At 70.5% G+C, this 11,214-nt stretch carries 7 protein-coding genes; 6 read left to right on the forward strand and 1 reads right to left on the reverse strand.

The window, feature by feature from the left end; all coding sequences use genetic code 11:
• Positions 1-16 precede the first annotated feature (16 nt).
• The 5 genes from ACFLIM_RS44150 (at position 17) to ACFLIM_RS44170 (ending at position 9,134) form a co-directional block, all read left to right on the forward strand.
• Positions 17-1,636, forward strand: coding sequence for a solute symporter family protein (locus ACFLIM_RS44150; protein WP_393175726.1), 1,620 nt, complete (start codon positions 17-19; stop codon positions 1,634-1,636).
• A 205-nt stretch (positions 1,637-1,841) separates the two neighbouring features.
• Positions 1,842-3,602 carry a hypothetical protein gene (locus tag ACFLIM_RS44155; RefSeq protein ID WP_393175710.1) on the forward strand — a complete coding sequence of 587 codons (1,761 nt, stop codon included), beginning with the start codon at positions 1,842-1,844 and terminating at the stop codon, positions 3,600-3,602.
• Positions 3,595-5,442, forward strand: coding sequence for an MBL fold metallo-hydrolase (locus ACFLIM_RS44160; RefSeq protein ID WP_393175712.1), 1,848 nt, complete (start codon positions 3,595-3,597; stop codon positions 5,440-5,442). Before ACFLIM_RS44155 ends, ACFLIM_RS44160 begins: the two co-directional genes overlap by 8 nt.
• On the forward strand, positions 5,439-6,479 hold the full coding sequence (locus ACFLIM_RS44165) for a LacI family DNA-binding transcriptional regulator (RefSeq protein WP_393175714.1): 1,041 nt from the start codon (positions 5,439-5,441) through the stop codon (positions 6,477-6,479). Before ACFLIM_RS44160 ends, ACFLIM_RS44165 begins: the two co-directional genes overlap by 4 nt.
• A 69-nt stretch (positions 6,480-6,548) precedes the next feature.
• On the forward strand, positions 6,549-9,134 hold the full coding sequence (locus tag ACFLIM_RS44170; protein WP_393175716.1) for an alpha-mannosidase: 2,586 nt from the start codon (positions 6,549-6,551) through the stop codon (positions 9,132-9,134).
• Here ACFLIM_RS44170 and ACFLIM_RS44175 read toward each other — a convergent pair.
• The gene (locus tag ACFLIM_RS44175) at positions 9,075-10,562 is read right to left on the reverse strand and encodes an APC family permease (protein ID WP_393175718.1); all 1,488 of its coding nucleotides are present in this window, start codon (positions 10,560-10,562) and stop codon (positions 9,075-9,077) included. The genes ACFLIM_RS44170 and ACFLIM_RS44175 overlap by 60 nt on opposite strands.
• Before the next feature lie 78 nt (positions 10,563-10,640).
• On the opposite strand from ACFLIM_RS44175, the gene ACFLIM_RS44180 reads away from it, so the two are divergent.
• Positions 10,641-11,024: an SDR family oxidoreductase gene (locus ACFLIM_RS44180; protein ID WP_393175720.1), complete on the forward strand. Its 384-nt coding sequence runs from the start codon at positions 10,641-10,643 to the stop codon at positions 11,022-11,024.
• Positions 11,025-11,214 lie beyond the last annotated feature (190 nt).

Genomic DNA, 11,214 nt, shown 5'->3' on the forward strand with positions numbered 1-11,214 from the left:
CTCGACCACCCTGGGGATGATCCTCTTCCTCACCTTCGTCGCCGGCACCCTTGCCATCACCTTCTGGGCGAGCCGGCAGACCAAGACGGCCGCCGACTACTACGCGGGCGGCCGGTCGTTCACCGGCGTGCAGAACGGCTTGGCGATCGGCGGCGACTACATGTCGGCCGCCTCCTTCCTCGGCATCGCGGGCATCATCGCGCTGTCCGGCTATGACGGGTTCCTGTACTCGATCGGGTTCCTGGTGGCGTGGCTGGTCGCGCTGCTGCTGGTGGCCGAGCTGATGCGGAACTCCGGCAAGTTCACCATGGCCGACGTGCTGGCGTTCCGGATGAGCCCCCGCCCGGTGCGTACGGCGGCGGGCGTGTCCACGATCGTGGTCAGCATCTTCTACCTGCTCGCCCAGATGGTGGGCGCGGGCGCGCTGGTCGGCCTGCTGCTCGGCATCACCTCCCCGGCGGGCAAGGTGTGGACGATCATCGGTGTGGGCGCGCTGATGATCGTGTACGTGGTGTTCGGCGGCATGAAGGGCACCACCTGGGTCCAGATCGTCAAGGCCGTGCTGCTGATGACCGGCGCCGCGCTGGTGACGCTGCTGGTGCTGGGCAAGTTCGGCTTCAACCTGTCGGCGCTGCTCGGCCAGGCCGCCGCCACCAGCGGCCCCAAGGCGAACCCCGGCAACTTCCTCATCCCCGGCCTCAAGTACGGCACCGACGCGCAGGGCCTGGCCGGCAAGATCGACCTCATCAGCCTGGGCATGGCCCTGGTCCTCGGCACGGCGGGACTGCCGCACATCCTCATCCGCTTCTACACCGTCCCCACCGCCAAGGACGCCCGCAAGTCCGTCCTGTGGGGCATCGGCATCATCGGCGTCTTCTACCTGCTCACGCTGGTCCTCGGCTTCGGCGCCGCCGCCCTGGTGGGCAAGCCGGCGATCGTCGCGGGCGACGCGGCGGGCAACACCGCCGCGCCGATGCTGGCCCAGGCGATCGGCGCGGAGATCTTCGGCTCGGTGGGCGGCACGATCCTGCTGGCCCTGATCGGCGCCGTGGCCTTCGCCACGATCCTGGCCGTGGTCGCGGGCCTGACGCTGGCCTCCTCCTCCAGCTTCGCCCACGACCTGTACGCGCACGTCTTCCGGCGCGGCGCGGCCAGCGAGCGCCAGGAGGTCGTGGTGGCCCGCCTGTCCGCCCTGGTCATCGGCGCCGTCGCGATCGGCCTGGGCATCCTGGCCCAGGGCCAGAACGTCGCCTTCCTGGTCGCCCTGGCCTTCGCCGTGGCGGCCTCGGGCAACCTGCCGGCGATCCTCTACAGCCTGTTCTGGAAGAGGTTCAACACCACGGGCGCGGTCTCGGCCATCTACGGCGGCCTGGGCTCGGCGCTGATCCTGGTCATCTTCTCGCCCGTCGTCTCCGCGCCGCCGCCCCCGGCGGGCACGGCCGTGACGGCGCTGATCCACGGTGTGGACTTCCACTGGTTCCCGCTGAGCAACCCCGGCATCGTCTCGATCCCGCTCGGCTTCCTGTGCGGCTGGCTCGGCACGATCCTCAGCAAGGAGTACAACGCCGCCAAGTACGCCGAGATCGAGGTCCGTTCCCTCACCGGCGTCGGCGCGGAGAAGGCCGTAGAGCACTGACGTCTCTCCTCCGGAGGCGCGCCATCCCCCCACCGGCGCGCCTCCCCTGGAAGGTGCCCTCCCCCACGGGTACCTTCCGCCTCAGGGCCCGGCCTTTCGAGGCCGGGCCCTTTGCCTGGGTGGTTGACGGGGTTTCAGTGGTATGGGTACGTTCTCAGATCTAGCACGTTGCTAGGTATTCGAGATCGAGGCATTCGGCTAGACCATGCGGATCACCACCACTGACAAGGCCTACCACCTGGACAGCGGGCACTACCGGCTGACCGTCTCGCGCGTCGACCCCCGCGCCGAGCTGGAAGGCTGGATGACGCTCAGCCTGATCGCCTCGGTCGACACCGCGGGCTGCCGGGACGAGACGTACCAAACCCTGCCGCCCGTGCTCGTCGCGGGCGAGGACCGGGTCGTCATCGACTTCCCCCAGCGCAGCACCGCATGGGAGGCCAAGACGGTCCGGCTCACCTGCACCCCCGAGACGCTCGCGCTCGAGGTGAGAGTCGAGGGCGACGGCGTGCTCGGCGACGTCACGCTGCTCGGCGGGCGGGCCGTGCTCAACACCCGCGCGGCGGGCACGTTCCGCACGGGCGTGCACGCGCGCGGCGTCTTCAATCCCACCCCCACGCATCCGGTGCAGGTCGTCCGGCCGGTGTCCGTTCCGGTCGCGCTCACCGTGATCGGCGACGCCTCGCCGGGACGGCTGCACGCGGTCTTCTCGCCGCCGCCGCTGGTGCTGGCCTTCTGCAAGGAGGAGCCGGACGGCGCGACCGCCGTGCCCGGCGGCCCCTGGCTCGGGGCCTCGGTACGCGCCGGGATCGCGGACCTGACCTTCACCGAGCTCGGGTACGAGCCGCTGGACGGCGGCGCGCTGCTGCGCTTCGACTACGAGTGCCACACGGAGGTGCGGGGTGCGTGGACGTCGCCGGCCGTCGTGTTCCGCGCCGCGGCGTCCCCGTGGGAGGCGATCGCGCACCACCGGGCGGACCTGGTGGCGCACGGTCTGGCGCCTTCTGGGCCTGTTCGCGAGCGGCAGGCCTGGTGGAGCGAGCCGATCTTCTGCGGCTGGGGAGCGCAGTGCGCGCGGGCCGGCGGCGTCTCCCCGGCGGAGTTGTCCCGGCAGGAGCTCTACGACGAGTGGTTGGACAGGCTGGAGGAGCACGGCATCGTACCGGGGACCATCGTCATCGACGACCGGTGGCAGCTCACCTACGGCAACCTGGAGCCCGATCCGGGCAAATGGCCATCGCTGCGTGAGTGGATCGCCGCCAGGCACGCGCGCGGGCAGCACGTGCTGCTGTGGTGGCGGGCGTGGTCGCCCGGCGGGCTGCCCGCCGAGGAGTGCGTGACCGACGCGGGCGGGCGCGCCGTGGCCGCCGACCCGTCGAACCCGGCCTACCGGCGCAGGATCCAGGCGATCATGGAACGGCTGCTCGGTGACCTCGGGACCGACGGGTTCAAGATCGACTTCACCCAGTGGTTCCCCAGCGGGTCACACCTGAAGACCTACGGCGCGACTTGGGGGCCGGCCCTCCTGCACGAGCTGCTCGCCAGCATGTACGAGGCCGCCAAACGCGTCAAACCCGACGCCCTGATGATCACGCACACCCCGCACCCGGCCTTCGGCGACGTCAGCGACATGATCCGGCTCAACGACGTGCTCGAGCTCGACCCCCACGGCGACCCCGTGCCGACCGTCGACCAGTTACGCTTCCGCCATGCGGTGGCCACGCATGCCATGCCGGGCCACCTGATCGACACAGACCAGTGGCCCATGCCCAGCAGGGCCGACTGGCTCGCCTACGCGCAGGCGCAACCCGAGCTCGGCGTGCCCGCCCTGTACTACGTGGAGTCCATCGACAACTCGGGCGAGCCGATCACCAGCGAGGACCTCCACCTGGTGGCGAAGTGGTGGTGGGGCCCCGCCGCTTCCACTGTGGGAACGATTCCAGATAGGATCGCCGTTTGTGAGTAGGGATGTCACCGAAGTCGTACCAGGGATCTTCCGGATCCTGGACACCTGTCACGTCTACGTCATCGCGGCTCCCGCCCAGGAGGGTGGGGAGCGCACCGGGATCGCCGTCGACTTCGGTTCCGGGCGCGTGCTGGACCTGCTCGACGAGATCGGGATCGACCGCGTCACCGACGTCCTGATGACGCACCACCACCGCGACCAGGCCCAGGGGCTGGCGCGGGCCGTCGCGGCGGGCATCGCGGTGCACGTCCCGCCGATCGAGCGCGACCTGTTCGACAAGGCCGCCGAGATGTGGGAGGGGCGCCGGCTCAGCAACGACTACGACCTGCGCGACGACAGGTTCTCGCTGCTCGAATCCGTGCCCGTGACCGGAGTCGTGCCCGAATACCGCACCGCCCGCTACGGCGGCGTGGACGTGCGCGTGCTGCCCACCCCCGGGCATACGCCCGGCTCCGTCAGCTACCTGGTGGGCGGCGTGGCGTTCACCGGTGACCTGATCTACGCCCCCGGCAAGGTGTGGTCCCTGGCCGCCACCCAGTGGTCGTACACCGAGAACGAGGGCCCCGCCATGGCCATCCTGAGCTGTGAGCTGCTGCAGAAGGAGGAGCTCGACGTATTACTGCCGTCGCACGGCGAGCCGATGACGGACCCGGCCGCCGCCCTCGCGCAGCTGTCCACGTCCATGCAGCGTTACGTCGACTTCCGCCGCCCCCACCCCTGGGACCTGAAGGGCCTGCTGGCCAACCCCTTCATCCAGGTGACCCCGCACCTGCTCATGAACAGGAGCAGCCAGTCCCACAGCTACGTCCTGCTGTCGGAGTCCGGCGCGGCCATGCTCTTCGACTTCGGCTACGACATGTCCACCGGTCTGGTGCAGAGCACCGCCCGCGAGGCCCGCCGCCCCTGGCTGGCCTCCATGCCCGCGCTGCGCGAGCACTACGGCGTCACGAGCATCGAGGTCGCGGTGCCCACCCACTACCACGACGACCACGTGGCGGGCATGCCGCTGCTGCGCGACGTCGAGGGCACCGAGATCTGGGCGCCTTCCCACATCGCGCCGATCCTGGCCGCGCCCCTCCACCACGACCTGCCGTGCCAGTGGTACGACCCGATCCCCGCCGACCGGGTGCTGGGGCTGGGGGAGACGGTGCGCTGGCGCGAGTACGAGATCACGGTGCACGACCTGCCGGGGCACACGTTGTTCGCGGCCGCGTACGAATTCGAGGTGGACGGGCACCGGGTGCTCGTCACCGGTGATCAGCAGGACGGGATGGGCATTCCGGGTGAACGCGCGGAGATCCTGAATTTTCAGTACAAGAATAGGTTCAGGATTGAGGATTACCGCAAGAGCGCCGCGCTCTACCGGCGGATCCGCCCCGACCTGATGGTCAGCGGCCACTGGCGGCCCCGCTGGGTGGACGACGACTACCTGCACCTGCTCACCGAACGCGGCGAGGAGCTCGTCGCCCTGCACCACGATCTGCTCCCGCTGGACCGGCTCGACCTGGGGGCGGACGGGGTCTTGTGCCGCCTGACCCCGTACCATTCCAGCGTCCCGGCGGGTGGTGTGATCGAGCTGACCGCGACCGTGCGCAACCCGTGGCCGGACAAGGCCGTGGCGGTCATCCAGCCTGTCGTCCCGCCCGGCTGGAGCGTGGAAAACGGATCTCTGACGCTGAGGCTGCCTGGAGGGGGTATGGAGCAGGTGCACCTCCGTCTCGGCGCTGACGTCGTGCCGCGACGCCGCGTTCGCCTCGCAGTCGACTTGACCATCGGCGATCTGCGCCTCGGGCAGCACGCCGAGGCGCTGATCGACGTGGTCGGGGAGGGGAATCGATGACCACAGAGCGGCGCTCACCCCTCGGCCGTTCCAGGCGCCCCACGATCAAGGATGTGGCCGAGGCCGCCGGCGTCTCACGCTCCACCGTCTCCAGGGCGCTGACCGGGCGCGGCTACGCGGCCAGCGAGGTGCGCGAACGCGTGCTGCGCGCGGCGGCCGAGCTCGGCTACGTGCCCGACGTGATGGCCCGCACCCTCAAGCAGCAGGTGAGCAGGTCCGTCGGGGTCCTGGTGAGCGACCTGCGCAACCCGTTCTACGCGGAGCTGGCGGCCGGGGCCGGCAGCGAGGCCCGCGCGCGCGGCTACACGATGGTGCTGGCCGACACGAGCCTGTCCACCGAGACGGAGAACGAGGCCGCCGAGGCGCTGGTCGCGCTGCGGGTGGCCGGGGTGATCGTGACGCCCAACTCCTCGGACGTGTCCACCTACCTGGGCTCCCACGGCGTCCCGGTCGTCGAGGTGGACCGGCAGTTCGCGGCGGGCTCGACCGACGGCGTCGTGGTCGGCAATCGCGTCGGCGCCCGTACGGCCACCGCGCACCTGGTCGGGCTCGGGCACCGCAGGATCGCGCTGTTCATCGACGAGACCGACTGGACCACCGGCTACGAGCGCTATCAGGGCTACGTCGAGGCACTCAACGCGGGCGACATCAAGGTCGATCCCGAGCTGGTCGTCTCGTCGGGCTGGGACGTCGCCGACTCGCGGCACAGGGCGCTCGACATCCTGCGCCGGCCCGACCGGCCGACCGCCGTCTTCGCCGCCAACAACGTGCTGGCCGAAGGCGTCTGGCGGGGGATCGGCGAGCTGGGGCTGCGGGTGCCCGCCGACGTCAGCCTCGTGGCCTTCGACGACGCGCCCTGGATGAGCATGGTGGCGCCCACGGTCAGCGCGGTCGCGCAGGACACGTTCAACCTGGGCGCGACCGCCGTACGCAGGCTGCACGCGCGGCTCGAGATGCCCGAAGCCGACTCCGTCACCACCGTGCTCGGCGTGCGACTCCTGCCCCGAGAGTCCACCGCACCGCCCCCGATGCTCTGACATCTCCCACTTTGACCCCGAGGGTAGGATCCCTCCCGTGGGAACGATGTCACAGGCTTGGGCGGCCGCATGACCAGGCGTCCCGCCCCCATGTCCAACGCCCCTTCGGGCGCGCAGCCGTACGGGCTCCCGCGCGCCCCGCGACCGGCGGCCACCCCCGACCGCACCCTGCACCTGATCGGGAACGCGCACCTCGACCCGGTGTGGTTGTGGCCGTGGCAGGAGGGCTACCAGGAGGCGCGGGCGACGTTCTGGTCGGCGATCCACCGCATGGACGAGTACCCGGACTTCGTCTTCACCTGCGACCAGGTCGTCCTGCTGTCGTGGGTGGAGGAGTCGGACCCGGAGTTGTTCGCCAGGATTCAGGAGAAGGTGGCCGAGGGCCGCTGGGTCATGGCGGGTGGCTGGTGGGTGGAGCCCGATTGCAACATGCCGTCGGGGGAGTCGTTCGTCCGCCAGGGCCTGTACGGGCAGCGTTACCTGAAGGAGAAGTTCGGGGTCACGGCCACGGTCGGCATGAACGTCGACCCGTTCGGCCACCACGCCATGTTGCCCGCGATCCTGCGCGGCCAGGGCATGGACTCCTACTGCTTCCTGCGGCCGGGACCGCACGAGAGCGAGCTGCCCGGCACGATGTTCTGGTGGGAGTCACCCGATGGGAGCCGGGTGCTGGCGTACCGGATCCCGTTCGAGTACGGCAGCCCGCCCGGCGAGGTCGCGGGCCAGACGGAGAAGGCGCTCGGCCAGCTCGACCGCTCGCTCGGCGACCTCATGATCTTCTACGGCGTGGGCAACCACGGCGGCGGCCCCACCAGGGCCAACATCGAGTCCATCCACCGCTACGACCGGATGGGCACGTTCGGGGAGCTGACGATGTCGTCGCCGCGCCGCTACTTCGACGAGATCGTCAAGCGGCTGGGCGAGCGGGGCCTGGCCGAGCTGCCGGTGTGGCGCGAGGACCTGCAGCACCACGCGGCCGGCTGCTACTCCGCGCACTCGGGCATCAAGGCATGGCAGCGCAGGGCGCAGGCGGCGGTCTTGTCGGCCGAGCGGTGGGCCGCGATCGCCGGCCACGACGCCCGCGTGGAGCTGGCGCGGGCCTGGAAGCAGGTGCTGTTCAACCAGTTCCACGACGTGCTGCCCGGCTCGGCCATCGAACCCGCCTACGACGACGCCCGCGATCAGCTCGGCGAGGCCGTGGCGATCTCCAAGCGGATCATCACCAGGGCGCACAACGTGATCGCCCGCGACGTCCACGTGCCGGAGGAGCCCGGCACCCAGCCGGTGCTGGTCTTCAACCCGCATCCGTGGCCCGTCACGACCCGGGTCGAGATGCAGTACGGCCTCGCGCCCACCGGCGTGCACGTCGTGGACGCGGACGGCGGCGAGGTGCCCTGCCAGCGCATCCAGGCGGTCGCCACCACGGACGACAAGGGGCGCGGCGCCACCGTGTTCCAGGCGGAGCTGCCCGCGCTGGGCTACCGCCTGTACCGGCTGCGCCCGGGTTCCCCGGCGCACACGAGTACGTTGTCCGCGTCCGAGCACCACATCGAGAACGAGTTCCTCCGCCTGGAGCTCGACCCGGCGACCGGCTGGCTGAAGAGCCTGCTCGACAAGCGCACCGGCGTGGACCTGGTGGCCGGGGCGGCCGGCGAGCACACGCAGATCTGCGAGGACCCGACCGACACCTGGGGACACCGCGTCGTGTCCTACGCCTGGCCCGGCGAGGCGATGACCACGACCGGCATCGTCCTGCGCGAGCACGGCCCGCTGCGCGCCCGCATCCGCGTCGAACGCGAGTGGGGCCGCTCGACGATGGCCGAGGAGTTCATCCTGGGCGCCGGGGACGACGCGGTGGAGGTGCGGGTCACGCTCGACTGGCGGGAGCAGGCTCACCTGATGAAGCTGCGCTTCCCGGTCGCGCTGGAGAGCCCGGTGGCCACGTACGAGATCCCGTTCGGCCATCTGACCAGGCCGCTCGACGGGGCCGAAGAGCCCGCGCAGTCGTGGGTGGACCTCTCCGGCGCTGGCGCAGGGCTCGCCGTCGTGAACAACGCCAAGCACGGCTACGACGTCTCACCACAGGGCCCCAGCATCGGGATCACCGCCGTGCGCAGCCCCGTCTACGCCTGGCACGACCCGCGGCTGCTGGATCCCGACGGCTACTACTCGTACCAGGACCAGGGGGTGCAGCGGTTCACGTACCTGCTGGTGCCGCACGCGGGCGACTGGCGCGCCGCCGGGCTCACCCGGCGGGCGGCCCTGCTCGGCTCTCCGGTACGCGCGATGCTGGAGAGCTTCCACGACGGCCCGCTCCCGGCGGCGCGCAGTTACCTGGACGACCGAGGCGGCCAGGTCATGGTGACCGCGGTGAAGTGCCACGAGGACGCCCCGCGCGACCTGGTGGTCCGGGCCGTGGAGACGACCGGCCGGGCCGCCGTCGCCACGCTCGACCTCCCGCTGGCCGGGATCAGGCTCACTGCGGACTTCGGGCCGAGCCAGATCCGCACGTTCCGGATCCCCCTGGACGATCCGCTGTCCGCGGTGGAGACGGACCTGGTCGAGCTGGGCACCCGCAAAGGCGCTTTCACGGTCTCACGTCGAGCGGCTGGTGCCCAGGCCGACGAGGTAGAGCAGGGCGCCCACCACCAGTGACGCCAGCGCGATCCCGCCGACCAGCCAGAACCAGGTCCCGTACGCGATCTCGGCCCCGAACACCGTGACCGAGCCCGCGTCGTTCGAGATCAACGGCGTCCACGACCCGGACAGCGTGGCAACGACCCCCACCAGCGAGGCCAGCGCGCCGACGATCGAGGCAACCCAGAACACCGCCGGCGAGGCCAGCCGCCGCGCCTCGAACTGATCCCGATACCGCCGCAGGATGATCAGCACGTCCACGAACAACACCACGATCGACAGGCACCAGATGACCGTGACCGCGGCCTGGAGCACGTTGTAGACCTGCGTCTGCGCGTCCGCGGGATTGGTGGCCGCGAGCGGTGCCAGCACGAACGCCACCACGGTGAACACCCCCGCCAGCACCGTCTGGATCCAGACCGCCACGTCGGGCACTTTCTGCGCGTTCACGTGGCTGACCGCCTTCGGCAACCGCCGATCCAGCCCGGACACGAAGATCAGCCGGGCGAAGGAGTAGTTGTAGACGACGGTGACGATGAAGAACATGGCCGCCAGCAGCAGCGCCACCAGCTTGCCCGCCCAGTCCGCCAGCCCGATGCCCACCGCCTGCGCGACGGCCGTGATCCCCGCCGCCTCCCCGGCCGGCACCGACACCATCACGCCCCAGGTCGCGACCAGGTAGGCGACCATGACCGCCAGCGACCCCCACAGCAGGTAACGCGTCACGGCCCGCTCCTGCCTGATCTCCACCCCCATGTTCAGCGGCACCTCGACGCCCAGGAGCGCCAGCACGGCCAGCCCGAAGAAGCTCCAGTTGGCGAAGTTGATCCCGTGCTCGGCCGACGGGCTCCAGGCGGCGAAGTCCCACGGGTTGGTGGCCGCCGGGTTCCCCTTGACCAGGTGCGCGATCCCGGCCGCGAACATGAGCAGGATCGCCAGCCCGTACGCCAGGAAGACCACGTTCACCACGTTCTGCGTCAGCCTGAACCGCAACACGGCCAGCACCGCCGCGAGCACGAGGATCACCACGACCAGCCCGCCCTGCGCCTGCACCGGTAACCCGCCGACGCCGGGGAACACGTACCCCAGGAACGAGATCGTCAACGTGCCGGTCGCCACCATCACCAGCACGCCCGGCCACCACGCGCAGAACCCGGCGAAGAACCCCCAGAACGGGCCGAACGCCTTGGTCGTCCACAGGTAGATCGACCCCTCACCGGGGAACATGGCGCCGAGCTGGCCGGTGACGATCGCGCACGGGACGAGGAACAGCGCGAACGCGATGATCCACCATGCGAAGGCGGCGGGGCCCGCGCTCTGGATGACGGCGGCGTTCGTGATGAACAACACGATGGCCACGAAGATCGCCACCATGTCGAAGGTGGTCAGCACCCGCGGCAGGATCCCACCGGCCACCCGCTCGGACAGCAGCTCGTTCTCGGCCATGACCTGACCTCCCTACCCGCAAAGATCCGCTGCGGCCTGGGCGCCGTCAAGCCGGGGGTGGGCCCGTAGTGTCGGACTATGCGAGTGTTCGTCACGGGCGGCACGGGCGCGATCGGCGGCCACGCGGTTCCGGCGTTGCTCAGGGAGGGCCACACGGTGACCGCGCTCGCCCGCACGCCGGAGAAGGCGGCCACGCTCGCCGGCCAGGGCGCGACACCGGCCATGGTGGCGCTGTTCGACCGGGAGGCGCTGGCGTCGGCGTTCGCCGGTCACGATGCGGTGGTGAACCTGGCGACCGCGATCCCGCCGATGTCCCGCCCCGCGTTACCCCAGCGCCCGCGAGGGCTGGATCGCGACCGCCGAGGCGCTCACATCCTGAGTCCGGCACCATCGCGCTCAGCGGCCTCTTTGGCGGCCCGCCAGCACGAGGAGTGTGCCTACGGCCTCACCCCGCCCGCCTGACGCCTCCGAATTCGCCGGCGTGTGGCGGGAGCCCCGTGCTCCTCCTAGTCTTCCGGCAGCCTGAGCCTGGATCCACGGCTTGAAATCTGATGCGAGTGTCGTGAAATGAAGTGAGGTGCCCCCTGACCTGGGATGATTGGAGTTCTTCACGCTTCAACCAGCCAGTTCAGAAAGGCACCTCGTAAGTGCA

The sequence above is a fragment of the Nonomuraea marmarensis genome, assembly GCF_043197025.1.
GTDB lineage: Bacteria > Actinomycetota > Actinomycetes > Streptosporangiales > Streptosporangiaceae > Nonomuraea > Nonomuraea marmarensis.